22 protein-coding genes and 1 other RNA gene are annotated in these 25550 nt (G+C 63.7%); 5 read left to right on the top strand and 18 right to left on the bottom strand.

Annotation, left to right across the window (positions count from 1 at the left end):
- Positions 1-5: 5 nt before the first annotated feature.
- The 3 genes from ACIPHN_RS12245 to ACIPHN_RS12235 form a co-directional block, all read right to left on the bottom strand.
- Positions 6-773 (bottom strand): fumarylacetoacetate hydrolase family protein, encoded by a 768-nt coding sequence (locus ACIPHN_RS12245; protein ID WP_400436450.1) that lies wholly within the window; start codon positions 771-773, stop codon positions 6-8.
- A 46-nt stretch (positions 774-819) separates the two neighbouring features.
- Positions 820-2103 carry an MFS transporter gene (locus ACIPHN_RS12240; RefSeq protein WP_400436448.1) on the bottom strand — a complete coding sequence of 428 codons (1284 nt, stop codon included), beginning with the start codon at positions 2101-2103 and terminating at the stop codon, positions 820-822.
- A gap of 162 nt (positions 2104-2265) precedes the next feature.
- The gene (locus ACIPHN_RS12235) at positions 2266-3483 is read right to left on the bottom strand and encodes a pyridoxal-phosphate-dependent aminotransferase family protein (RefSeq protein ID WP_400436446.1); all 1218 of its coding nucleotides are present in this window, start codon (positions 3481-3483) and stop codon (positions 2266-2268) included.
- A gap of 263 nt (positions 3484-3746) precedes the next feature.
- Between ACIPHN_RS12235 and ACIPHN_RS12230 the strand changes: the two genes are divergently transcribed.
- Both ACIPHN_RS12230 and ssrA read left to right on the top strand, forming a co-directional pair.
- Positions 3747-4451: a GntR family transcriptional regulator gene (locus ACIPHN_RS12230; protein ID WP_400436444.1), complete on the top strand. Its 705-nt coding sequence runs from the start codon at positions 3747-3749 to the stop codon at positions 4449-4451.
- A 76-nt stretch (positions 4452-4527) separates the two neighbouring features.
- Positions 4528-4888, top strand: a transfer-messenger RNA (tmRNA) gene (gene ssrA, locus ACIPHN_RS12225).
- 240 nt (positions 4889-5128) lie between these two features.
- On the opposite strand, the gene ACIPHN_RS12220 is transcribed toward ssrA, so the two are convergent.
- Positions 5129-5509, bottom strand: a complete 381-nt coding sequence (locus tag ACIPHN_RS12220; protein WP_400436443.1) for a winged helix-turn-helix transcriptional regulator — start codon at positions 5507-5509, stop codon at positions 5129-5131.
- 135 nt (positions 5510-5644) lie between these two features.
- Here ACIPHN_RS12220 and ACIPHN_RS12215 point away from each other — a divergent pair, with 135 nt between their 5' ends.
- Complete coding sequence (locus ACIPHN_RS12215; protein ID WP_400436441.1) at positions 5645-6046, top strand: MoaF-related domain-containing protein; 402 nt, start codon at positions 5645-5647, stop codon at positions 6044-6046.
- Positions 6047-6126: 80 nt separating this feature from the next.
- On the opposite strand, the gene ACIPHN_RS12210 is transcribed toward ACIPHN_RS12215, so the two are convergent.
- The 11 genes from ACIPHN_RS12210 to ACIPHN_RS12160 form a co-directional block, all read right to left on the bottom strand.
- Positions 6127-6996, bottom strand: coding sequence for an NAD(P)H-binding protein (locus tag ACIPHN_RS12210; protein WP_400436439.1), 870 nt, complete (start codon positions 6994-6996; stop codon positions 6127-6129).
- A 14-nt stretch (positions 6997-7010) separates the two neighbouring features.
- On the bottom strand, positions 7011-8321 hold the full coding sequence (locus ACIPHN_RS12205; protein ID WP_400436437.1) for an MFS transporter: 1311 nt from the start codon (positions 8319-8321) through the stop codon (positions 7011-7013).
- A 108-nt stretch (positions 8322-8429) separates the two neighbouring features.
- Complete coding sequence (locus tag ACIPHN_RS12200) at positions 8430-9569, bottom strand: CaiB/BaiF CoA transferase family protein (protein WP_400436435.1); 1140 nt, start codon at positions 9567-9569, stop codon at positions 8430-8432.
- Positions 9570-9585: 16 nt separating this feature from the next.
- Entirely contained in the window at positions 9586-10527 is a 942-nt protein-coding gene (locus ACIPHN_RS12195; RefSeq protein WP_400436433.1) for a hydroxymethylglutaryl-CoA lyase, read from the bottom strand.
- Positions 10528-10554: 27 nt separating this feature from the next.
- Positions 10555-12000: an aldehyde dehydrogenase family protein gene (locus tag ACIPHN_RS12190; protein WP_400436431.1), complete on the bottom strand. Its 1446-nt coding sequence runs from the start codon at positions 11998-12000 to the stop codon at positions 10555-10557.
- Between the two features lie 11 nt (positions 12001-12011).
- Positions 12012-13007 carry a 2-dehydropantoate 2-reductase gene (locus ACIPHN_RS12185; RefSeq protein ID WP_400436429.1) on the bottom strand — a complete coding sequence of 332 codons (996 nt, stop codon included), beginning with the start codon at positions 13005-13007 and terminating at the stop codon, positions 12012-12014.
- Positions 13000-13956: a fumarylacetoacetate hydrolase family protein gene (locus tag ACIPHN_RS12180; protein WP_400436427.1), complete on the bottom strand. Its 957-nt coding sequence runs from the start codon at positions 13954-13956 to the stop codon at positions 13000-13002. The genes ACIPHN_RS12185 and ACIPHN_RS12180 overlap by 8 nt, the downstream gene beginning before the upstream one ends.
- Positions 13957-13994: 38 nt before the next feature.
- Positions 13995-14855: an extradiol ring-cleavage dioxygenase gene (locus ACIPHN_RS12175; RefSeq protein ID WP_400436425.1), complete on the bottom strand. Its 861-nt coding sequence runs from the start codon at positions 14853-14855 to the stop codon at positions 13995-13997.
- A gap of 10 nt (positions 14856-14865) precedes the next feature.
- The gene (locus tag ACIPHN_RS12170) at positions 14866-16341 is read right to left on the bottom strand and encodes an aldehyde dehydrogenase family protein (protein ID WP_400436423.1); all 1476 of its coding nucleotides are present in this window, start codon (positions 16339-16341) and stop codon (positions 14866-14868) included.
- Positions 16342-16382: 41 nt separating this feature from the next.
- Entirely contained in the window at positions 16383-17192 is an 810-nt protein-coding gene (hpaH, locus tag ACIPHN_RS12165) for a 2-oxo-hept-4-ene-1,7-dioate hydratase (RefSeq protein ID WP_400436421.1), read from the bottom strand.
- 215 nt (positions 17193-17407) lie between these two features.
- Positions 17408-18283 (bottom strand): LysR family transcriptional regulator, encoded by an 876-nt coding sequence (locus tag ACIPHN_RS12160; RefSeq protein ID WP_400436470.1) that lies wholly within the window; start codon positions 18281-18283, stop codon positions 17408-17410.
- Between the two features lie 201 nt (positions 18284-18484).
- Between ACIPHN_RS12160 and ACIPHN_RS12155 the strand changes: the two genes are divergently transcribed.
- Positions 18485-19645: a porin gene (locus tag ACIPHN_RS12155; protein WP_400436419.1), complete on the top strand. Its 1161-nt coding sequence runs from the start codon at positions 18485-18487 to the stop codon at positions 19643-19645.
- Here ACIPHN_RS12155 and ACIPHN_RS12150 read toward each other — a convergent pair.
- Genes ACIPHN_RS12150 through ACIPHN_RS12140 form a run of 3 tightly spaced genes read right to left on the bottom strand, consistent with a single transcriptional unit; the run spans position 19633 to position 24481 of the window.
- Positions 19633-20568, bottom strand: coding sequence for a LysR family transcriptional regulator (locus ACIPHN_RS12150; RefSeq protein ID WP_400436417.1), 936 nt, complete (start codon positions 20566-20568; stop codon positions 19633-19635). The genes ACIPHN_RS12155 and ACIPHN_RS12150 overlap by 13 nt on opposite strands.
- A 32-nt stretch (positions 20569-20600) precedes the next feature.
- Complete coding sequence (hpaI, locus tag ACIPHN_RS12145) at positions 20601-21404, bottom strand: 4-hydroxy-2-oxoheptanedioate aldolase (protein WP_400436415.1); 804 nt, start codon at positions 21402-21404, stop codon at positions 20601-20603.
- Positions 21401-24481 (bottom strand): FAD-binding and (Fe-S)-binding domain-containing protein, encoded by a 3081-nt coding sequence (locus ACIPHN_RS12140; protein WP_400436413.1) that lies wholly within the window; start codon positions 24479-24481, stop codon positions 21401-21403. The genes hpaI and ACIPHN_RS12140 overlap by 4 nt, the downstream gene beginning before the upstream one ends.
- A 141-nt stretch (positions 24482-24622) precedes the next feature.
- Between ACIPHN_RS12140 and ACIPHN_RS12135 the strand changes: the two genes are divergently transcribed.
- Complete coding sequence (locus tag ACIPHN_RS12135; protein WP_400436411.1) at positions 24623-25513, top strand: LysR substrate-binding domain-containing protein; 891 nt, start codon at positions 24623-24625, stop codon at positions 25511-25513.
- Positions 25514-25550: the final 37 nt, after the last annotated feature.

The following is a 25550-nucleotide window of genomic DNA, read 5'->3' as shown; positions in this document are numbered from 1 at the left end:
GATCGTCAGATGATCTCGAGTTCGATGGGCGGCAAGTCCGCGATCTGGCCGATGAACATGCCCTTCTCCTGGGGGAAGTACATGCCGGTGTAGGAACCGGTAGTGATCACCGTGCCACGCGGCAAGGCGATGCCCTGCTCGTGACAATGCCGCACCACCCAATGCAGCAGGCGACGCGGATCGCCCGCCGGATTCACGCCCGGCCCCTTGAAGATGTCATCGCCCTTGAAGGTCAGGTGGGTATGCGGACGACGGAAGTCGAAGCCTTCGTCGTAATCCACGAAGTCGCTGGTGATCAGCGCGCCGTGGTTCTGCAGGTCGGCCAGCTGGTTCAGCTTGGGCACCTCGGGCCAGCCGGCCAGGCGGCTGGAGACGATCTCGATGGAGGTCGCCACGCCGGCGATGCTCTTCAAGACCTCCCGCTCGGAAGGTAGCGCCTCCCCGGGCAGGAAATCACGCCCGAAGCGGAACATGATCTCCAGCTCCACGCCGAGGATGCCGAACTGCTCCCGGCGCAACAGGGTGGTGGTGGGATGCAGTCCGGCCAGGGGCAGCGGCGCCCCCTGGATGGGGCCGTCGGGCGATTTGGCGCCCACCTTCCAGCCGCCGATGCGGGCGCGGCTGTGCGCCAGGAAAGCGCGCTGGGCCAGGTAGGCTTCTTCCTGGCTGGCCGGCTCCAGGGCCAGCGGCACAATCGCTTGCAGGTTCTTCCTGGCATGGGCCTGGCCAAGCAGTGCCCCCAGTTCTTCGGGGGCGGTCAACAGGGTCGTCATGATCGGGTTCTCGTGGTTCGGTGGAGGGTTCTTCGGATAGTGAAGCTCAGGCGCGCGCCTTGACCGCGGCATCCTCGGCCGGCGTGCGGGCCTGCTGGAACTTGCTGTCGGGCTGCATGCGGAAGGCCAGGAACACCCCCAGACCCATCAGGATCATGCTGCCCATGAAGGGCAACTCCCAGTTCCCGGTACGGTCGATCAGATAGCCCGAGAGCACCGGCGAGATGATCGCGGCCAGCGCCGAACCGCTATTCATCATGCCGCTGGCGGTGCCCGAGAATTCCGGTGCGATATCCATCGGGATGGCCCACATCGGACCGATGGTCATTTCCGCGAAGAAGAATCCGGCGCCCAGGCAGATCACCGATACCGTGAGGTCGTGGGTGAACATCAGGGGCAGCAGCGAGAGCAGCGTCAACAGCATGCACACCGACACCATGTAGCTGCGCGCCTTCTTGAGATTGCCGGAGTTCTTCAGGATGCGGTCGCTGACGATGCCACCGAGCGTGTCGCCCAGCACCCCGGCAAAGAACACGCTGGAGGCAAACAGGGCCGACTTCTTGATATCGAGGTCATAGCTGTGCAAAAAATACTGCGGGATCCAGGACAGGAACAGCCAGAGCGTCCAGCCGTAGCAGAAGTACACCACGGTCACCGGCAGCATCCGACGAAACAGCGGGCCCCAGGGGACGCTGGCATTCTTCTTCCTGGCCGGCGGCAAGGCCTCCAGTTCGGTCGGCGTAATCCGCGGATGGCGTGCCGGATCTTCCGTAAACACCAGCGCCCACAACACCACCCAGACCAGGCTCATTGCCCCGAAGATGTAGAAGGATTCGCGCCAGCCATGCGCGGCCATGATGTACACCACGGCAGCCGGCGCGACTGCATTGCCCACCCGCGAGAAGGCATGGGTGATGCCCTGGGCAAACCCGCGACTGTCCTTGGAGACCCAGCGCGACATGGCCGTGGTCGCCGCCGGGAAGGTAGCGCCCTCCCCCAGCCCCAGCAGCAGCCGGGCCAGCAGCAGCGACACCAGGCCACCCGCAAAGCCGGTCAGGATGGTCGCCACCGCCCACAGGACGCCACACCAGATCAGCGTGCGGCGCGCACCGAACTTGTCGCTCACCCAGCCGCCGATGATCTGGAACACCAGGTAGGGATAGGCAAACGCCGAAAAGACCAGGCCGATCTCGGTCTTGTTGAGATTGAATTCCTTGCCGAAGCCGGAGGCCGCGGTACTGACGTTGACGCGATCCAGATAGGTGATGAAATACATCAGGCATAGCATCAACAGAACGACCGTGGTCGCCCGCATGCGCAGAAACTTCATTGTTGTCTCCTGTATGAGCCGGTCCGCCAGGGAGCCTGGCGGCTGTCCTCTCCGGGACGATGGCCGGCCTGAATCATGGTGTGGTTGCCGGCCCGGGGGCATGCCCCGGGCCGGCGCCGATTTCCTCCGTTGTCACTGCATCTGCTTGGCCGCCGATGGCGCTTACGCCACCTTCAGGCTGGGTTTCTTCTTCTGGCTGACCAGCACCTCCATGGCGGCCTGCACACCGCTGCCAGCCAGCTTCACGCCGGCCAGTTGCAAGCCCATCTCGCAACCGCTCAGGGTCGCCATCAGGCTCAGGTCGTTGGCCTCGCCCAGGTGGCCGATGCGGAACATCTTCCCTTTCATCTTGCCCAGGCCGGTCCCCAGCGACATGTCGAAGTTCTCGTAGATGGTCTTGCGGATGGCATCGGCATCGAAGCTCTCCGGCGTCATGACCCCGGTCAGCACCGGCGAATAGACGGCCGGATCGGCGCACTGGATCTCCAGGCCCCAGGCCTTGACGGCCGTGCGGCAGGCCTGCGCCAGGCGCTCGTGACGCGCGAAGGTGTTCTCCAGGCCTTCGCCCAGGATCATCTCCAGCGCTTCATGCAAGCCATAGAGCAGGTTGGTATTGGGCGTGTAGGGCCAGTAGCCGGTGGCGTTCATCTCGATGATCTCGGTCCAGCCCCAGAAGGCCTTGGGCAGGCGCGCACTCTTGCTGGCCTCGACCGCCTTCTTCGAGACGGCATTGAAGCTGATGCCCGGCGGCAGCATCAGGCCCTTCTGCGAACCCGAGACGGTGACATCCACGCCCCACTCGTCATGCCGGTAGTCCGCCGAGGCCAGGCCGGAAATGGTATCGACCAGCAGTAGCGCCGGATGGCCGGCCGCATCGATGGCGCGGCGCACGGCGGCGATATTGGAGGTCACCCCGGTGGAGGTCTCGTTGTGGACAACACAGACCGCCTTGATCTGGTGGCCAGTGTCCCGGCGCAAGCGCGCCTCGATCAGATCGGCCTGCACGCCACGACGCCAGCCCTCGATACCGGGCAGGCCAAGGAACTCGGGCTTCAAGCCCAGCGCCTCGGCCATCTTTTTCCACAGGGTGGCGAAGTGACCGGTCTCGTACATCAGGACCGTATCCCCCGGGCTCAGGGTATTGGTCAGCGCCGCCTCCCAGGCACCGGTGCCGGAGGCGGGATAGATGATGACCGGCTGCTCGGTCTTGAAAATCTTCTTGATCCCGGCCAGCACCTGCAAGCCCAGAGCCCCGAATTCAGGGCCGCGATGGTCGATGGTGGGATAACTCATCGCCCGCAGGATGCGGTCGGGAACCGGGCTGGGGCCCGGGATTTGCAGGAAATGACGACCGGCAGGGTGAAAATCCAGTGTAAGCATTGACTCCTCCATGAAAGGCTGAATTAAGGTTTTGTATTTTGAATGCAAAATTAATTTATCAGTCGGAGGCAGGCTGCGTAAAGGACTATTTGTTTTCCACAGCCGGTACTGCCCGTATGGAATACGTAATAAACCCGCTAAATACGGCAAATATCATTAAATATCGCGTTAAAAACTTGCATCCTCAGAGAGCAAAGGACTTGCTTATCCATGCTGCGCGAAGTGGTAAAATGATGGCGAAAGATGTCCAAAAAGGATTTTGAATGCAAAATTCAGCAACTGAACACCATACCACCCCAGCCATGCCGACCCCGGCGGTACCCCGGCTGGAGCGCCAGCGACTGCATGACACGGTGGTCGAGCACCTGCGCAACCTGATTGTTGAAGCGGTATTGCCCCCCGGGACCAAACTGAACGAACGCGAACTCTGCGAAACCATGGGGATTTCGCGCACCCCGCTACGGGAGGCGCTGAAGGTACTGGCGGTGGAAGGCCTGATCGAGATCTCGCCCAATCGCGGCGCCTCGGTGTACAAGATGAGCGAGACCGAGATCCGCGAGACTTTCGAGTTCATGAGCGGGCTGGAAGCCCTGGCTGGCGAGCTGGCCTGCCAGCGCGTCACGGCGGTCGAGGTCGCCGAGATCAAGGCGCTGCACTACGCCATGCTGGCCTGCAAGGCACAAGGCGACCTGCCCGGCTACTACAGCCGCAACCAGGAGATCCACGACCGGATCAACCTGGCCGCGCGCAACTCGGTACTGCACGAGACCTACCTGAGCATGAACCGGCGCCTGCAAGCCCTGCGCTTCAAGTCCAACTTCAAGCCCGAGAAATGGGACAGCGCCGCGCACGACCACGACGAGATGGTCAAGGCGCTGGAAGCACGCGACGGCAAGGCCCTGGCCGCCGTCCTGCGCCAGCACTTGCTGGACAAGCGCGACGCAGTGATGGACATGCAGACGCCTTGAGGGCGTACAGACCGGGGGGCTGGCGAGCAAACGCAACGCATAGCCGCTTTGGTGTTATACTGGACCACTCTTTTCTGGGGGCGACTTGGTTTCGACGTGGGTTGCGAAGCAGAGCAGGGCATACCGAGGACTGATCACCTCGTAAATACAGTCAGAACGTAAATAACTGCTAACGATAACTCGTACGCACTGGCCGCTTAATCGCGGTTAGCTCCACACCATCTCGTCTCTGGGGTGGGCTGGCAACAGCGGTGGAGTCATTTACAGAGAATCGCCTTGGAACGGGTCACTTGGACCGAGGTTAAATCAAAGGTGACTAGCCTATCCGCAGCGTGTGCGTCCGCGTCGGCCGGGTTAAATCAAATGACAGCACTAAGTATGTAGAACTGTCTGTAGAGTGCTTGCGGACGCGGGTTCGATTCCCGCCGCTTCCACCAAACAAAAGGAAATGGCCCCACTCGGGGCCATTTCCTTTTGTTTTTTGACGCCTCGAAATCGATCCCGCGTCCGGTACGGACGCGGGGCGAGCCGGGGGTTTCGCGACGCATGCGTCGCGCCCGGCGAGCGGATTGCGCTTGCAAGCGCAATCCCGGGAGATTCCCGCCACATCAACCAAACAAGAAGATTGGCCCCGATGGGGCCATTTCGTTTTTTGTGACACCCAGGCTCCACCCCCACTAAGCCCCCCTCCCCCCCCGATCAAACGCCTCCTGCGCCGCCGCCACCGCATCCATATTCGACTCCGCCCAATGCGCCAGCACGGTCACCGTCTCGATCAGGGTGGTGGCTAGCGGTGTAAGCTTGTACTCCACCGTCACCGGCTTGCCCTCGAATACCGTACGCTCCACCAGGCCATCGCGCTCCAGCTTCCTCAGGGTCTGCGTCAGCATCTTCTGGGTGATGCCCATGATGTCCCGCCGCAAGGTATTGAACCTGGTCGGCCCGTTGTCCAGCCTGTCCAGCACCAGCAGCACCCATTTGTCGGCCAGGCGCGCCAGCAGATCCCGCGTGGGGCAGCGGCTGTCATAGATGTCGTACTCGTAAAGTGGTGTGCTCATGATGAGGGTGGTATCCCCGACGATACCTGGTTTCCTGAAGGTGCCTTCTTTCGCCAACCGCGCCGGCCGCGTATAAATCCAATTTGCTTTCTCTTATATTCCTTTCGATAGCCTTTAGATACCCCCATGATCTTGATGAAGAAAATTCTGCTGATTGCCGCCAGCGCCCTGAGCCTCGCCTCGCTTACTGTGCATGCCCAGGCCACCGATCCACATGCCGTCCCCCAGGCCGCCGATGCCGAGTTCTCGCCCACGGGCAAGTCCTACAACGTCGACTTCGGCGACCAGCAATTCCGCCTGGACTTCAAGTCCGCGCGCCAGATGGTCTTCACCTCCCCGGATGGCAAGAACAGCGCCACCGTCGACATCAATGTCACGCCCATCGGCAATGACGTCTACATGATCTACTGGTCGCGCCGTCCGGGCCAGTATGTGGTGCACGTCGATGACTTCCGCAATGGCGTGGCCTACACCAACATCTTCCTGCCGGATGGCAAGTCCTCGCGTCGTCGCGGCACCCTGGTCGAAGTCAAGTAATCCTCCCGCACAAAAACCAAGCGGCCGCACTGATGCGGCCGCTTTGCCTCCCCTCCCCCTCAAGACCTCGACGGGCAAGCTCAGGACAGCAGACGCATCTGCCGCAGCACGTCTGCCATGGCCTGCGGTGACCGTCCCACCAGGCGCTGGAAGTCGTCGGTCAGCGCGGTCATGAAGCCGCCGCGCATGGCACGCGAATACGCCAGGCGCCGCTGCACCAGCGACTGCGACAATCCTTCCTGCTCCAGCTGCACGGCAAACTCCGCATCCTCGATAGCCTGGTAGGACAAGGGCTGGCCGATCACCTGCCCGATCAGCGCAGTCAATTGTGCATAGTCCAGCAATTCCACACCACTGAGCCGATAGAAACGATTGCCGGGCGCGGCATCGACCAGTGCATGGGCCGCCGCCTCGGCCAGGTCGCTGCGGGCGATGAAAGGCAGGCGTGCCTGGCCGGAAGCCATGCGGAAGATGCCATCCCCCTGCGAGGCCTCGGCAATGCGCAGGGCGATGTTGTCGATATAGGGTCCGTTGCGCAGCATCGTCCAGGCCACGCCTGAGGCGGCGATGCACTGCTCGGTAGTGCGATGCACGCGCGCCACCTCGCTGGGCGAGACCGGATCCACATCGAAGAAGCTGGTATAGACAATGCGCCCGACGCCGGCCGAGCGTGCCGCTTCCACGGCCTGCTGGTGCAGGCGGATGCGCTCGTTGTCCTCGCCCTCGACCGAGATCATCAGCAGAGTGTCGATGCCGGCAAACGCCGCCGCCAGCGAGGCGGCATCGGCAAAGTCGGCGCGCCGCACCACATCCACCAGTCCCGGCGAAAACTGCGCGCTGGCAGGATGGCGAGTGCAGGCGATGATGCGGGTCTGCGCCGGTTTCAGGCGCGCCAGGTGGGTCAGCACTTCCCGGCCCAGTTGTCCGGTTGCACCAGTGATGGCAATCATGTCGTTCTCTCCTGTCATTGTTTGCGTTCGCGCACGAAGAACAGCAACAGGCAGGCCGCGAAGAAGGACATCGCCGCCAGCGCGTACAGGCCAGCCACCTGGGTACCTGTCTTGTCGGTGATGAGGCCGATGCCATAGGGACTGGCGAAGCCGGCCAGGTTGCCGATCGAGTTGATGAACGCAAAGCCGACGATGGCCGCCGAACCCGACAGGCGGCGCGCCACCAGCGCCCAGAACACCGGAATCGAACTGAGCACGCCCGTTGCCACCAGCGTCATGCCGAACAGGCCGATGGCGGTCTGCTTGAGCCAGAGTGCCGTGATGACCAGGCCGACGCAGGACAGCAAGGCGCACAGCACCAGATAGTGCGAACGGTCACGCGCCCGGTCCGACATCTTGCCGATATAGGGCATGGCAATGATCGTGAAGAGGTAGGGAATCGAGGACAGGAAGCCGATACTGACCGTACTCTCGATACCCGAATTGCGGATGATCTGCGGCAGCCAGAAGCCCACCCCGTAGTTGCCGGCCAGCGTCAGGAAATACACCAGCGTCAACAGCACGATGATCGGTGAGAAGGTCGCCCGCCAGTCGTGCGTGTCGGCCTGGCGCGCCAGTTGCGCGACGTCATCGGCGACGATGCGCTTCTCGTCAGTCGCCAGCCAGCTGGCATCGGCCAGCTTGTTGGGCAGCGACATCAGCAGCCACGGCACCAGGGCCACGCTGATCGCCCCTTCGATGATGAAGAGCCATTGCCAGCCCGCATGGCCGGCGACATTGTGCAGATTGCCCATGACCAGGCCGGCGATGGGACCACCCAGGGCCAGCCCGACCGGCAGCGAGATCAGGAAGGCGCTATTGATGCGGCCACGGTATTTCGCCGGGAACCACTGCGACAGGTACAACTGGGTACCCGGCGCAAAACCGGCCTCGGCCACGCCGATGACGAAGCGCAGGATGTAGAACTGGGTCTCGTCCTTGACGAAGGCCATGAGCACCGTGGCCAGCCCCCACACCAGCAGGATGCGGGCAAACAGCAGCTTGGCCCCCATGCGCTGCAACAGCAGGTTGCTGGGAATTTCGAAGAGGAAATAGCCCACGAAGAAAATGCCAGCCCCCAGGCCATAGGCGGCATTGCTCAGCGACAGGTCGTGCTGCATCTGCAGCTTGGCGAAGCCGACATTGGCACGATCCAGGTAACCGAAGATCTGGACCACGAAGATGATGGGAATGAGGCGCCAGGCGATGCGCGAATACAGCGGCCAGGTATCTTCATCGACGGCGGCCGTCTGGGTCGCACTCTGTTTTGGAATGGCGTTTTGCATGAAAAAGTCTCCGATGTGGTGAGGCGGTTCTTGTGCGCGCCGCCAGCGGCGCGCTATTGGTTTCTTCTTGTTCTCGTCACGGCCCGCCAGGGCCGTTGCGGCTTGCTGTCAGTGCGATATGAGTGAGGACAGCACCTCTTCGCTATGCTCCCCGACACGCGGCAAGGGGCGTTGCACGCCCAGCCGGCGACCGCCCATCAACAGCGGCAGCAGCGGCACCTGGGTCTGTTCGCCGCTATCGGTCTGCATCGGCACCAGGCCACCGCTGCCCAGCAGATGCGGGTCATCGAACAACTGGTCGGGACGGTTGATGGGGGCATAGGGCAGCCCGGCCTTTTCCAGCAGGCCCGACAGCGTATCGATATCGAAGTTGGCCAGGATGACGCGCAGCGCCTGCAACAGGCGCGGACGCTGCGCCACGCGCTGCTGATTGGTGCGCAGCGATTCGTCGGCGGCCAGTTCGGAGGCCCCCAGCACGTCGCACAGGCTCAGCCATTGCTTGTCGCTGACGGCGGCAATGAAGAGCTGCTGGTCGCCCGCCAGCGGGAAGACGTCGTACACGCTCCAGGCCGATACACGTGCCGGGAATGGCGGCGGTGGCTCGCCGCTCATGGCGTATTGCTGCATGTGCTGGGCCGAGAGGAACACGCAGTTCTCGAACAGCGCGCTCTGGATCTCCTGACCGATGCCGGTACGATGACGCTCCTGCAAGGCCGCCAGCACACCGATGACACCGAACATGCCGCCCATGATGTCGTTGACCGAGGAACCCGCGCGCAGCGGCTGCCCTGGCGGCCCGGTCATGTAGGCCAGTCCGCCCATCATCTGCACCACCTCGTCCAGCGCGGTGCGATGGTCGTAAGGGCCGGGCAGGAAGCCCTTGTGCGATACGTAGATCAGGCCGGGATTACGCTCGGCCAGGGCGGCATAGCCCAGCCCCGCCGCTTCCATGTAGCCGGGACGGAAATTCTCGATCAGCACATCGGCGCTGTCGACCAGCGCCAGTGCCGAGGCGCGGCCTTCGGGCGTACCGATGTCGAGTACCACGCTCTTCTTGTTGCGGTTGAAAGTGCGGAAGAAACCGGCGCCCAGACCGGGCAGCTTGCGCGTCTTGTCGCCACCGGCGGGTTCGATCTTGATGACCTCGGCACCGAGGTCGGCCAGGATCATCCCGCAGGTCGGTCCCATGACCATGTGCGAAAACTCGATGACGCGGATGCCGGCCAGCGGCAGCGTAGATGGGTTCATGATTCAGCTTCCTTGGTTAATGGCTCGCTGCCTGAAAAGGCGCGATCCTGGGTAGTCCGGCGCGGGCGATCACGCCATGCAGACTCTCACCGGGCAACTGGCTGGCGACCACGCCACGCAAGCGCAACAGCGCCTCGATATCGATCCCGGTAGGCAGGCCCATGCTGGCCAGCATGTAGGCCAGGTCTTCGGTGGCCACGTTGCCGCTGGCGCCGGGCGCAAAGGGACAGCCACCGATGCCGGCCAGCGATGCATCAAAGCGCGCCACGCCGCATTCGAGCGCGGCCAGCACATTGGCCAGCGCCAGACCGCGCGTATCGTGGAAGTGGCCACACCAGAAGCGCGCACCGGCCAGGCCGATGGCACGTTCGAACAGGCTGCGCACGCGTGCCGGGTCGGCGTAGCCGATGGTATCGGCCAGGCTGACGCAGTCGGCACCGGCTTCCAGTGCGGTTTCCATCAGGCCGATGACCTCATCGGGCGCCACCTCGCCCTGCAATCCGCAGCCGAAGGCGGTACCGATGCCGGCTTCCACGCGTGTAGTCGCACCGGCGTTGCGGCGTTCGTCGAGGATGGCGCGCAACTCGTCCATCATCTCCAGCGGGGTGCGCCGCACATTGGCCAGGCTGTGCTTGAGGCTGGCCGAAATGGGCAGGACGATGTGATCGACGCCGGCCTCGAAGGCGCGCAAGGCGCCCTTGACGTTGGGCACCAGGGCCGTCACCTGCAAGCCGGGGAGCGTTTTGGCATAGGCCACCACCTCGACCGTATCGGCCATCTGGGGCAGCAGCCTGGGGGGGACGAAGGAGCCCACTTCGATCTCGCGCAGGCCGGCGGCGTGGGCATCGCGTATCCACGCGCACTTGGCATCGGTGGGCATGATGGTCTGCAGGCTTTGCAAGCCGTCGCGCAGGCCCACCTCACGGATGACGATATGACTGGGTAACTTGGAGATCATGGTTTCCTTGCTGGACAGCGCAGGGCATCACGCCTGCAGATAGCTGGTCTTGAGGGTGGTATAGAACTCGGCGGCATGACGTCCCTGCTCGCGCGGACCGTAGCTCGACCCCTTGCGTCCGCCAAAGGGAACGTGCGGATCGACCCCGGCCGTGGGGGCATTGACCATCACCATGCCGGCCTGCAGATGGCGCTTGAAATGCGTGGCAGCCTTCAGCGATGTCGTCACCACACCCGCCGACAGGCCGAACTCGGTATCGTTGGCGACCGCCAGGGCGTGCTCGGCATCGCTGACGCGAATCACTGCGGCCACCGGACCGAATACCTCTTCCCGGTTGATACGCATGTCATTGCTGGTCCCCGTGAACAGCGCCGGCACCAGGAAATGCCCCGGCTGGCCATTGACGCTGCGGCGATGCTGCCCGCCATAGGCCAGCTGCGCTCCTTCGGCCTGCGCAATGGCAATGAATTCCAGGTCGCGGGCGAGCTGGCGCTCGTCCACCACCGGACCGATGCGGGTGGCAGGATCGCGGGCGTCGCCCACGGTCAGCTGCTGCATCCGTGCCACCATGGCATCGATGAAGCGGTCATGGATGGCGTCGCAGACCACGATGCGCGAAGAGGCCGTGCAGCGCTGGCCGGTGGCGTAGAAGGCACCGTTGATGGCGCACTCGACGGCCACCTCCAGGTCGGCATCCTCCAGGATGACCAGCGGATTCTTGCCCCCCATCTCCAGCTGGAACTTGGCCATGGGACCGGCGCGCTCCACGCAGGCCCGCGCCACGCCCCGGCCGACGGTATCGGAGCCGGTGAAGGTGATGGCGGCTACCCGTGCATCGCTCACCAGTACATCGCCCACTTCCCTGCCACGCCCCATGACCAGGTTGAAGACGCCCTCGGCAAAGCCGGCGCGGCTGATGATCTCGGCCAGCGCCCAGGCGCAGGCCGGTGTCAGGTCGGCGGGCTTGAAGACCACCGTATTGCCATAGGCCAGGGCCGGGGCGATCTTCCAGGCGGGAATGGCGATCGGGAAATTCCACGGCGTGATCACGCCCACCACGCCGACCGGCTCACGCGTGACTTCGATGGCGATGCCCGGTCGCAGCGAGGGCAGCAATTCGCCCGCCTGCCGCACGACCTCACCGGCATAGAAGCGAAACAACTGTGCCGCGCGCAACACCTCGCCCAGTGCCTCTCCCAGGGTCTTGCCCTCTTCCCGTGCCAGCAGGTCGGCCAGCTCCAGGCGGCGCGCATGGATTTCCTGCGCGATCTGCTCCAGGGCGTCGGCGCGCTGCTGCACCGGCATGGCCGCGGCTTTGGGCAGCGCGGCATGCGCTGCCTCGATGGCCTGGCGCACCTGGCTGGCATCGGCACGCGCATACAGGCCGATCACATCACGCGTATCGGAGGGATTGATGTTCTCGGCCGCATGGGCGCCATCGACCCATTGGCCGGCGATATGGTTCTTGAACATGGACGCGCCCATCAATGCGCCCCGTCTTCCGGATACAAGCCGCGCATGCGTCCGAACAGGCGGCTCAGGCCCAGCAAGGCAGCGATACTAGGCGTGGACACCTCGACGCGCTGGCCCAGTTCGTGGACGGCGGCGACGATGCTGTCGATCTCCAGTGGACGATGGCCCTCGGCATCCTGCAACATCGAAGTCTTGAAAGCCCCCAGCTTGGCCGTGATGGCGTGGCGCTCCTCGGGATCCTGGCTAATCGCGCAGCCCAGGCGTTCGCCGATGCGGGCAGCTTCCTGCATGGCCGCCGAGCAGAAGCCGCGCACCAGCGGATCGGCCAGCATGCGATCGACGGTGGCGCCGGTGATGGCCGAGACCGGATTCATGGTCAGGTTGCCCCACAGCTTGTACCAGACGTCGTAACGGATATCGCGCGACAGGCTGGCGTCGAACCCGGCGGCCTTGAGCAGCCCGACCACCTTTGCAGCACGCGCGGATTCGCCGCCGAAGGCTTCGCCGACGATGAGGCCATTGCCCATCACATGGCGCGCCACGCCCGCTCTGGGCGAGGTGCAACTGGCATGCACCACGCACCCCAGCACCTGCGCCGCCGGGATGGCCGCGGCGATGACGCCACCCGGATCGACTGCCGTCAGCGGCTCGCCGGCCCGGCCTTCCAGACCGGCATTGAACCACCATGGCACGCCATTCATGGCCGGCATCACCACGGTATCCGGACCGATCAGCGGCGCCAGGCTGGGCGCCACCAGCGGCAGCACATTCCCCTTCAGGGCAATGACGAGCAGATCCTGGTGGCCCAGGCTAGCAGCGTCATCGGTGGCCTCGACGGGCGCCGTGATGGTCTGGCCAGCCGTTTCCAGTTGCCAGCCGTGGCTGCGCAACGACGCCAGCGTCTCGCCAATGGCAATCGCGCTGACCGTCGTCTGGCCCGTCATGGCCAGGCGCGTGCCGATGAAGCCACCGATGGCGCCGGCACCGACGATGCAGGTCTTAAACATGGTGCTTCTCCTTGCGCGCCTTCTGCAGGTTGTCCTTGAAGCGCTCCGGCACACGCTCGTCGAACCCCAGTGCAACGCGACGCACTTCCGGCGTATCGGTGGGCATGTGGCCCACGCCCAAGGCCGCTGCACGCGGCTGGGCGATTCCCACGACCGTGCCGCTGACCTTGCCGATGCCGGTAATCTCGCAGGACACGGTATCGCCCGCATCGATGCTGCGGGAGTGACAGGGCGTGCCCATCAGGATCACGTCGCCCGGCAGCAGCGTGATATGGCGCGCCAGGTCGGCGATGACGTAGTGCGGTCCCCATACCGTCTCCTCGCCGATGTGCGCTTCCTGTACGACGTGGCCATTGACCAGGGTGCGCAGGGTCTGCTCGAACAGGTTGACGCCGCGCACGATGCCCGGACCGATCGGCAACAGCGTGTCGGCCCCCTTGACGCGCAGCATGCTGCCCTGGTCGGTATCGCGGAAGTCCTGCAGGCCCATGTCCAGTGCCGGGCAGAATCCCTCGATGTAGTCCCAGGCCTCGTCAGGGGTGACATTACGGCAGGTGCGCGAGATCACCACCGCGTACTCGCCCTCGTAGTTCAGGTACTGGCAATCGGCCGGCTTGAGGATCTGGCCACCGTGGCCGTTGAGCGAGGTGGTAGGCTTGGTGAAATAGGTCGGCGTCTCGGTCGGACGCGGCTTGTTGCGCGTCTCGACACTGCGCGAGCTGTAGCTGATGTGGATGGCGATGATCTTGCTCGGATCGACCGGTGGCAGGTAGTGCTGCCCCTCAGCCTCCAGCAGGCGGCCATCGTCCAGTTGCAGCCGGCCGGCATGCTCGCCGCCTTCCACGATGCGGCCCCAGAAGGCGCTGCCGCCCACCAGGACACGCCGGCGCTCGATGCGCGGACCGCGCATCACGGAGGGCAAGCCCTCGATAGGAAATTCAAATTGCATGGTCGTTACCCGTCTTTCTGCAGTCTCGTCGAAGGTTCTTACTGGATGTCGAACCAGATATGCACGTTGCCCGTGCCGCGCGCGTTCTCGTAGGCCGACAAGGTCGTCCCCTTGGCCCGGCACTGCTCGGCACCCAGTGCACCCACCAGCTGCAGGTAATGGCCACCGAAGCCTTCCCAGGGCAGCGGACGGAACTTGGCATCCCATTGCGACAGGATCAGGTCATGACGTCCTTCTTCGAAGAGGGCGATGGCTTCCTTGTCCAGGGCGATGTTTTCCGTGCGGGAGACGTTCTCTTCGTGATAGATGCGCGGGTTCTTCTGCACCCAGTCGATCTCGTTGAACTTGTGGCTCAACGCCCCCGATCCCAGCAGCACCACGCGGGCATCGCTGCGGGCAATGGCCTCGCCGATGACCCGGCCGGACTCGATGTAGTGATGCGGCTGGCAGTTCTGGCAGGTACTGACGGAGACCACCTTCTCGCCCTTCACCAGCTTGTTGACCACATTGATGGTGGCGTAGTGGCGCGGCAGGTCCTTGTCGTAGATGGCCTTGCTGAAGACATTGTTCTCCTGGGCCACGGCCTCGATCAGCCCGGCCAGTGCCGGCGAGCCGGCATAGTCGTATTGCTGACCATAGAGGTACCAGGGCATCTCGTCGGAGATATAGCTGCCCTTGAAGTGCGCGCCGCCATCGATGAGATGGAAACCCGTGGTGAACCAGTGCGAGTCGAAGATGATGATGGTGTCGGCCTCGACTTCCTCGATCTTCCTGCGCACGCGTTCATAGCCCGGCACCAGGTCGGAGTCTTCGCCATTGCCCATCTTGACGCGGAACTCGTCCGACTGGAACAGCCCCGGATGGTGGGACACCAATGCTGCGCCGACAATCTTTCCCATTTCTGCTCTCCTATCGTTGACTGAAACTTGCGCGGAAGGGCTTCTTGGGAACGACCACGTCCTTCACGTCGCAAAAGAATTCGAAGCTCCACTCCCCGCCCTCGCGGCCGATGCCGGAACGCTTGATGCCGCCAAACGGTGCAGCCAGGTCGCGGATGCCAAAGGAGTTGACCCAGATGAAGCCGGTGCGCACGCGCTCTGCCAGCGCGGTGGCGTGCCCGACCTCGCCATAGCAGACGCCACCCAGGCCATAGTCGGTGCCGTTGGCCAGCTCCAGCGCCTCTTCATCGTTGCGGAAGGTCTGCAGGGTCAGCACCGGACCGAACACCTCGTTCTGCACGATCTCGGAGTCCTGGCGCACATCGGTCAGCATGGTCGGCTCGAAGTACTGCGGCCCATAGGGATGCCAGGAGCCGCCCCACAAGACCCTGGCGCCATCGGCGATGGCCCGCAGCACGAAGTCCTTGACCCGGGTGAACTGGCGCGGGTGAATGATCGGGCCGACCTCGGTGGCCTCCTCGCGCGGATCGCCCACATTGAGGTTCTCGACGTAGCCGCGCATGCGTTCGACGAAGGCATCGGCCACCCTTTCGTGGACCAGGAAGCGGGTACCCGCCAGGCACACCTGGCCGGCATTGCGATACATGAGGGCGCCGGTGGCGGCGGCGTTATCCAGATCGGCATCCTCCAGCACGATGAAGGGCGACTTGCCGCCCAGCTCCAGGCTGCACGGCACCAGGTTCTGGCCGGCGGCCTGGGCGATCCACTTGGCGGTGGGTACCGATCCGGTAAAGGAGATGCGGGCCAGGCGCTTGTCCGACACCAGGCCGGCGCCGGTGGTGGCGCCGCGTCCCTGGACGACGTTGAAGACGCCCGGCGGCAAGCCGGCTGCATCAGCGGCATCGGCCAGCAGCGAGCTGGTCAGCGGCGCCCACTCGGGCGGCTTGACCACCACGGTATTGCCGGCAGCCAGCGCCGGACCGACCTTCCAGGTGGCCAGCATCAATGGTGAATTCCACGGGGTGATGATGGCCACCACACCAGCCGGATCGTGACGCACCAAGTGGCTTGCCTGTTCGGTCTCGATGACCTTGTCCTGCAAGCCCAATGCATGGTCGGCAAACCAGGAGATGTTGAGCATGGCGCGCGGTACCACGCCATGCTTCATGCGCGAGAGCAGCACGCCGGCGTCGTTGGACTCCAGCAGGCAGAAAGCCTCGCTGCGCTTGCCGATCTCGGCCGCGAAGCGGTCCAGGAAGATCTTGCGCTGTGCCGGACCCAGTGCAGCCCACGCCGGGAAGGCCTTGGCCGCTGCGCTGACGGCAGCATCCACGTGTTCCGGCAAGCCTTCGGAGATACGCCCGAGCAGGCGCTGGTCGATGGGCGAATGCAGTTCGAAGCTCTCCGGCGAGGCGACACGGCTGCCGCCGATGTAGTGATGCGGCGAGACGTCGATACCGGCGACGTTGATCAAATGGCTAGTCATGGTTCCATCACGAAAGAAAGATCGGTGTTGGCCTGGGCAACTCAGGCGACGTTGAAACTGATGGCACCCAGCGGGCCATAGTCGGCGTGGAAGACATCGCCTCTGGCGCAAGGCACGGGACGTGTAAAGGAGCCGGCCAGCACGATCTCACCGACGGCCAGCGATTCGCCGAAGCCGGCCAGCTTGCGCGCCAGCCACACCACGCCGTTGGCCGGGTGATTCAGTACCGCCGCGCCCAGGCCGGATTCCTCGATGACGCCATTGCGATAGAGCAGCGCGCCGGCCCAGCGCAGATCGACCTCGTTCGGCCTGACGGGGCGACCGCCCAGGATGATGGCGGCGTTGGCAGCGTTGTCGGCGATCGTGTCGAGGACCTTGCGCGGTGTGTTGGTGTGGCGATCCACTTGCTCGATGCGGGCATCGATGATTTCCAGCGCCGGGACCACGTAGTCGCTGGCATTGAGGACGTCGAAGACGGTGATGTCGCGTTCGATGGCCGAGAGCGGCTGCTTGAGGATGAAGGCGAACTCGACCTCCACGCGCGGCACGATGAAGCGATCGGACTGCAGCGTCCCGCCGTCGGGCAGCAGCATGTCGTCAAGCAGCATGCCGAAGTCCGGCTCGGTGATCTGGGATGCCAGTTGCATGGCGCGCGACGTCAGGCCGATCTTGTGGCCGATGCACTTGCGGCCCTCGGCCAGCTTCAGTGTCAGCCATTCACGCTGGATCGCATAACTGTCATCGATCACCAGCTCGGGGTAGCGCCGGGAAAAGTGTTCGATCTGTACGCCCGATTTCTCGGCGGCGTGCAGTTCACGCGCCAGGGCCTGGTGGATTTCCTGCTGCAGCATGTGCCTCCCTCTTGGCCGGCTCGCCATGCGACTTTCCTGGCGGGCCGGATACGGCATGTCGCCGTCCATGTTTGTCGTTCGCAGACCCGCCCGAAGGGCCGATCATGCAAGCTTTTTCATGGCGCAATGATGAGGGGACGCACTATCGCGGGCAACGAGGCAGGCGCGATGGCAGTCATCGCCGTTGACGATGACTGCCTGGGTGCAGAGGCAGATCAGCTCGCCTGCTGTTGCAGCAACAGGTGGTCGAGCAGGCGTTTTGCAATGGGAGAAAGAGTGTGCATCTGCTTGACGCACAGCACAAAACTGCGACGCGCCCATGCCTCGTCCAGCGGGATGGCGCGCAGCTTGTACATGTCCAGATAACGCTCCACCGCCTCCTGCGGCAGGACGGCGATGGCCAGGCCTTCCTTGATGAGACGATAGGCCGCATCGAAGCTGGAGACATGCATCCGGTAATGCACGGTGCCGCCATGGTCAGCCGCAATACGATTGACCAGGCGATCTATCGAGCCATTCATGATCAGGCCGATGTAGTCATAGGACAGCGTATCCATCAGGGCTACCCGGTCACGACCGGCCAGGGGATGCCCCTGGTTGACCACGACGGCCAGGTGATCGCTCTTGTAGGGAAATACCTCCAGGCCACTGGTATCGACAAAATCACGACAGATGCCGATATCACCGGCGCCATCGGCTACCCCGCGCACGATATCGGTACTGACACGCTCTTCGAGTTCAATGCGGATCTGCGGGTTGTTGCGCAGGAAGGCCGATAATTCCTCAGGCAGGAACTCGACGATGGAAGACACATTGGCCAGCAGTTTCACATAGCCTAGTACCCCACCCGAGAACGCCTGCAGTTCGGAATGCAGCCGCTCCACGCTACGCATGAGCAGGCGCCCCTGCTTGAGCAGGACCTCACCGGCTGGTGTCATCGTCACCCCGCGCGGCGTGCGCATGAGCAGGGGGGTGCCGATGGATGCCTCGATATCGGCGATGCGCTTGCTGATGGCCGATGGCGCCATCCCCTCGCGATCACCGGCGCGGCCTATGCTGCCCTCTTCGCACACGGCAACAAATAAGCGCAATGACGTTGGATCAATCTGCCACAAGGCGGGCTCCTTTCCACATCAAGCTTTCCAATCCGGAATGCCTGACTTTCCCAAATAGCGTTTGTGCGGAGATGCGTCTTCGATAAGACTCAGGCCCGGTAAACACATCGCTCATCCGTGCCGGCCTGGATGCCGGGCGGATTATAAAACCGAGAACCAAGACCAAGGAGACCCTCGATGAAAAAAACCAGTACTGCATTGCTGTCGATCGCATTTCTTCCCGCGCTGGCTTGTGCACAAAGCAGCGTCACTATTTACGGCATTCTCGACGAAGGTGTCAACTGGACCACCAACGCCAATGGTCCCCGATTGCTCAGTCTCACCAGCGGCGTGGCCAGCGGCAGCCGCATCGGCTTGCAAGGCAGGGAAGACCTGGGCGGTGGCAAGCAAGCCCTGTTCGTGCTGGAGAACGGCTTTGACGTGGGCACCGGCGGTCTGGGCCAAGGTGGACGACTGTTTGGCCGGCAGTCATTCGTCGGCCTGGGCGACAGCCAGCTTGGCACGCTCACGCTCGGCCGGCAGTACGATTCGGTCGTCGATACCCTGGCGGTCTATCAGCTCTTTGCCAAGCTGGGCGGCTACGTCTTCGCCCGCCCCGGTGACATCGATAACCTGAACAATGCCCATCGCGTCAACAACGCACTCAAGTACAGCGGCAACTTTTCCGGCGTGATGGTGACCGGGCTCTACGGCTTCGGCGAAACCGCAGGCAGCAGCGGTACCAACCAGATCTACTCGCTGGGCGCCAGCTACACTGCCGGGGCATTGAGCGGCGGCATCGCCTACCTGAACGTGCATAACCCCAATACCTCGTTCTTCTCGGATTCGGCGACCTCGTCTGCGACCAACAACATCAACGGCCCGGTCTATTCCGGCTATGCCTCGGCCAGCAGCTACCAAGTCCTGGCCAGCTCCCTGCAATACACCCTGGGGGCCAGCACACTGGGACTGTCCTACAGCAATGTCCGCTTCCTCGGACTGGGCGACACCAGCTCCGGCCCCAATCCGCTGGCTTACCACGGGACAGCCGTCTTCAACAGCCTGGAGGGCAACTACACCTATCGCATCTCCCCGGCCTGGCTGACCGGTGCGGGGGTCAACCTCACGCGCAATGCCGGTGCCGGCGGTTTACCAGGGGCGACCTATCGCCAGTTCATGGCGGGGGTCGACTACAGCTTGTCCAAGCGTACCGATATCTATCTGGTCGGCGCCGTCCAGCGTGCCAGTGGCACCGATTCCACCGGTAAGGCGGCGGTGGCGGCCATCAACGGTCCGATTGCCCCCTCCAGCGATAACCAGCAGGCTTATTTCCGCCTGGCGATCCGTCACCGGTTCTGATCATTGAGCGCTGCGCCGGGTGCCTGTTCGCACCCGGCCAGGTAATCGACCAACGCGCGGGCGGGTGCCGACAGTGCGTCGTGATAGCGAAAGCACAGCGACAAGGCACGATCACGCCACGCATCGGACAGCGACACCATGCGCAGCCCTCCCCCGGAACGGGCCGACAGGCATACCTGCCGTGGCACGATGCCGATGGCAAGTCCGGCCGCCACGATCTTCAGGGCGGCGTCGAAGCTGGATACGGTCATGCGGTAGGACACGGTTTTTCCCTGCCGGGCGGCCAGTCGCTGCAGCATGATCTGGACAGCGCCGGAGGGCAGCAGGCCGACATGCTCGTAGACCAGCGTCTCCTCGAATGCAACACGCTCCCGCTGTGCCAGCGGATGATCCGGGTGCGTGACCAGCACCAGTTCATCGTGACGATACGGGCGGGTTTCCAGACCATGGCCGCTGGCACCGGTCCAGCAGATCCCGATCTCGGCACTGCCTTCCATGACGGCGTTCACGATCCTGTGGCCGTTTGCCTCTTCCAGGTGGATCCGGGTCTGCCGATGGGACGCCTGGGAAAGGAAGGCGGCGATATCGTCCGGCAGGGATTCTGACAAGGCAGAAGGCGACGCCAGCACACGCACCTGGCTGTGCTTCATGCTCTTGTTGATGCTGGCCATCTCGCCATTGAGGCGTTCGACCTGTGAAATGATCTCGCGCGCGTGCTCGGCCAGCGCGGAACCTGCGGTAGTGGGCGAGACGCCATGGCGACTGCGCTGCAGCAGTTGCAAGCCACACCCATGCTCCAGCTGGGAGATGCGCTTGCTCACGGCCGAGGCCGTCAGATGTTCCTGATCCGCCGCACGGGCGATGTTCTTGTGGTCGCACGCTGCCACAAAGATACGCAGCGAGACGATATCGATATTTCGCATGACTCCCCCCGCTTGAACAACGCACGACGGCCTCAATACGCGGCGGCGCTGACCCCGGAATCGCTTTGCCTGAATGTCCTGAGCAACTGGTCCGATGCCAGCACCAGCAACGAGGTATCCACTCCTACCGCAACAAAGCTGGCGCCCGCCGCGATATAGCGCCGGGCCAGCTGGGGATCGGTACACAGGATGCCAGCCGCGCGTCGCTTCTGCACGATGCGCGCAATGGCGGCCTCCACCGCCTGCACGACGTGCGGATGCGCCGGCTGGCCCAGATACCCCATCGATGCGGCCAGGTCGGCTGGCCCGACGAAGACACCGTCAACGCCTTCCACATCGCAGATGGCATCGAGTTGCGCCAGCGCACTGATCGTCTCCACCTGGACCAGCAGACAAACCCGCTCATTGGCCTCGCGCAGATAGGCACCATCACGCCCCCAGCGCGAAGACCGGGCGATACCACTGCCCACGCCGCGCACACCCTCGGGTGGATAGCGCATCGCCTTGACCAGCTCTGCGGCTTGCCCGGCCGATTCCACCATCGGTACCAGCAGGGTCGTCGCCCCGACCTCCAGGACCTGTTTGATGAGGCTGGCTTCGCCGATCGGAATCCGCACCACCGGATGGGATCCGTAGGGCGCCGTGGCCTGCAGGGCCGACAGGATGCTGCGCAAATCATTGGGCGCATGCTCGCCGTCGATCAATAGCCAGTCGTAACCGCTGCCAGCGCAAAGCTCCGCGCTGTAGGCATTGGCCAGGGCCAGCCACAGGCCGATCTGGAGCTGGCCGGCCTGCAGCGCGCTCTTGAAACTGTTTTCCCGCTTCGCCTGGTTCATCTCATCCATCCTTTCATCATTGCCCGTCGCCACGTTGCCCCCCCTCCCCTCACCCACTCCAACAACACCTGCAAGGGATGCCGCAGCGCCCGCTCAGACAATCGCCTGACCTGGCTACGACAGGAATACCCGGTAGCCAGCAATTCATCGCCCCCCGCCTCCAGCTTGCGCTCCCACGACTGCGCATAGATGGTCTTCGACGTGGCGAGGTTGCGGGCTTCATGACCATAGGTCCCCGACATGCCGCAACAGCCCGCCTCCTCCACCTTCAGCGCCAGGCCGAAGCCGGCAAATACCTGTTTCCATTGACGCGTGCTGTCGGGCGCATTGGTCTTCTCGGTGCAATGCGCGATCAGACGATAGGACGCCGCCACAGCCTCAGGCCGGGGCCGCGAGGCCAACACCCGTTCCAGCCACTCCTGCGGCAAGGCCACCCTGGGTACATCGCCGATGGCGTCCACCTTGCGATATTCCTGGCGATAGACCAGCGTCATGGCGGGATCGATGCCAACCAGGGCAACACCCGATTTCGCCAGCGCCGACAATGACTGGGCATTGGTAATGGCGGCCTTCGCGAACCTGGCCATGAAACCATGCACATGCAATGGCTTGCCATTGGGCAGGTAAGGCGCCAGCCAGACCCGATACCCGAGCCGGCTCGCCAGCTCCACAAAGTCGGCCACCAGGGAGGTCTCGAAATAGCGTGTGAAGGCATCCTGCACCAGCACGACGCTGCGTTCACGCTCCTGCCCGCTCAGCGATGACAGGCTTTGCGCTGTCGCTGGCTGTACGTCCCACTGCTCCAGCACGGCGGCCAGATCGGTGCCATCCAGGGCGGGGCTATCGACCAGGCCGATCCAGCGCGCCATCAGGCTGCGCAGCCATGTCTGCCCGACGACCTGGTTGTAGGCCCGTGGAAAACGCGCCACCAGCGGCAGCATCGGCTCCAGCATGCCGACCAGGTAGTCGCGCAAGGGACGCCGATAGCGCTGGTGATAAAGCTGCAGGAAGCGCGAGCGGAAATCCGGCACATTGACCTTGACCGGACACTGCCCGGCACAAGACTTGCAAGCCAGGCAGCCGGCCATGGCGTCGTAGACCTCGTGGGAGAAATCTTCTGCGTGCTCACTGCGGCGCAGTTTCCGTGTTTCGGAAAGCAGACTCTCCTCTGAATTATCCACAGCCTTCGCCGCTAGCAGGACATCGCCGCCGGCCACATCTTGCTGGCGCAGCCATTCACGCATGAGCGATGAGCGGCCCTTGGGCGAATGCACACGATCGCGCGTGGCCTTCCAGGACGGGCACATCGCATCGTCCGTATCGTAGTTGTAGCAGGCGCCGTTGCCGTTGCAGTGCATGGCGGCACCGTAGCTCTGCCAGACGCGCTCGTCGATCTGCCGGTCGTGCTGGCCGCGCGTGGGCACGCCATCGATCTTCAGCAGCGGCTGCCCGGTCGCGGGCGAGGTGGCGATCTTGCCCGGATTGAGCTGGTTGTAGGGATCGCAGGATTGCTTGATCTCCTGCAGCGCCGGATAGAGTTCGCCGAAGAAGGCCGGTGCATATTCGCTTCGCACGCCCTTGCCGTGCTCGCCCCAGAGCAGGCCGCCATGCTTGCGCGTCAGCGCTGCCACGGCATCGCTGATCGGGCGCACCAGCGCTGCCTGCGCGGGGTCTTTCATGTCCAGCGCGGGGCGCACGTGCAACACGCCCGCATCCACATGGCCGAACATGCCGTATTGCAGGCCGTAGGAATCCAGCAGCGCCCGGAACTCGGCAATATAGTCTGGCAGACGTTCGGGCGGCACCGCCGTATCCTCGACGAAGGGCTGGGGACGGGCCTCCCCCTGCACATTGCCCAGCAAGCCGACGGCCCGCTTGCGCATGGCATAGACGCGCTTGACCGCATCGTTGCCACTGGCGATGGTATGGCCCAGCCGGATCACCGTCTGGTCGCTGCGCAGGTACTGCACAAAAGCGGCGACCTCGCGCTCCAGCGCATCGGCATCGTCGCCGCTGAACTCGACCAGGTTGATGCCCTGCACCGGCGCGGCCGACTCCTGTGGGAAATAGTCGCCGACATCGTTCCAGACGATATCCTTCATGGCCAGCTGCAAGACCTTGGAATCCACCGTTTCGATGGAGAGCGGGCGCTTCTGGATCAGCGCGCGCGCATCATGCAGGGCATCCATGAACGAGGCATAGCTGATGTTGACCAGCGTGCTATGCGCCGGCACAGGCAGCACATTGAGCCGGGCTTCCACCACGAAGCCCAGCGATCCCTCGGACCCGCACAGGACGCTGTTGAGATTGAAGCCGCCATCGTCCTGCTGCAGATGGGCCAGGTCGTAGCCGGTCAGGCAGCGATTGAGCGGAGGGAACTTGTCCCGGATCAGGGCGGCCTGGTCGCGGCTGATGCGATGGGCGGTCCTGAACAGGTCGCCGGCGCGGCCGGGGCGCTGCAGCCATGGGCCAACGTCCCCGGCAGACAGGCAATGGCTGGAGAAGCGTTCGCCGCCCAGCAGCACCATCTCCAGGTCGAGGACGTGGTCGCGCGTCTTGCCATAGGTGCAGCTGCCTTGTCCGCTGGCATCGGTGTTGATCATCCCGCCCACGGTGGCGCGATTGGAGGTGGACAACTCGGGGGCGAAGAACAGTCCGTGCGCTTTCAGTGCCGCATTCAACTGGTCCTTGACCACGCCCGCCTGGACCCGCACCCAGCGCTCCTGCACATTGATTTCCAGGATGGCATTCATATGGCGCGACAGGTCGACCACGATGCCATCGGTCAAGGACTGGCCATTGGTCCCCGTGCCGCCACCGCGCGGCGCCACCTTGATCTCGCGATGGCGGGCCTCGCCGAGCAGGCGGCCCAGCAGCATGACATCCTCGACGTGGGCCGGGCAGACCACGGCCTGGGGCAGGCGCTGGTAGATGGAATTGTCGGTGGACAGGACAGTACGGTCGGCGTCCCGCGCCGAGATCTCGCCGGCAAAGCCGGCATCGCGCAATGTGGTCAGGAAGTCCTGGTAAAGACCGGATACCGAGGGCGTCAGGCGATGGAGGATGGCGATCGACATGGGCAGCAAGAGAGGAATGGAGGCCGCCTACTCCTGGATTGCTTACTTGAATACATGAGTAATTGGCTAGCATGCCCAGTATCTGCTAGGCTCAGCGGCAAAACAAACGTAAATTCCGCCGTCATTTAATGCATAAAACTCATGAATCCGCGTCGCCTCACCCCTTCCATGTCGCTGCTGCTGGTCTTTGAGGCTGCGGCCCGTTACGAGAGTTACACCCGGGCAGCGGAAGAGCTGGCGCTGAGCCAGAGTGCCATCAGCCGGCAGATCCAGACGCTGGAAGACCAGCTCGGCGTGACACTGTTTCGGCGCGAAGGACGTGCGGTCAGGCTCACCGATGTCGGTCGCCGCTATGCGCTGGAGATGAGTGCCGCGCTGGGCAGGATACGCAGCGCCACCTTGCAGGCCATGTCTTACCAGTCGGGCACCGGCTCCTTGCGGCTGGCGACCTTGCCGACCTTTGGCTCCAAATGGCTGTTGCCGCGCCTACATCTTTTCTATGGCGAGCATCCCGGTGTGAACGTCCATATCCACTCGCGCATCGGGCAGATCGACTACGATGCCGGCGAGATCGATGCGGCCATCACGGTCCATGTGGGCCCGCCGCCGGGCGTGATCTCGCATCACCTGCAGAACGAATGGCTGGTGGCCATTGCCGGCGCCGCCCAGCTCGGCCGCAAAAAGCGGATCGATCCCGCATGGGCCAAGAGCCAGCCGCTGCTGACCATCGCCAGCAATCCGCAAGCCTGGGCCAAGTGGTTTTCCGAACACGCGCTGGACCATCGCCACATGCGCATGGGGCCCAGCTTCGAGCTGACCTCGCACCTGATCCAGGCAGTCATGGCGGGGATAGGTGTGGGCCTGGTGCCGCAGGCACTGGTCGAGGACGAGATCAAGCGTGGCGATGTGGTGGCGCTGGGTGAGCCGATGCTCAGCGAGCGCAGCTACTACCTGGTCAATCCGGAGCGCAACGAAACCCTGCCATCGCTGCGGGCGTTCAGGGAGTGGTTGCTCGGCCTTTACTCGGATTGAGGCGGGCGGCAGACCTATCGTTGACCGCAAAAAAGAC

It is taken from the genome of Herbaspirillum sp. NPDC087042 (assembly GCF_044745245.1).
In the GTDB taxonomy this organism is placed as follows: domain Bacteria; phylum Pseudomonadota; class Gammaproteobacteria; order Burkholderiales; family Burkholderiaceae_D; genus Herbaspirillum.
This window is presented reverse-complemented; position numbering and strand designations above follow the sequence as displayed.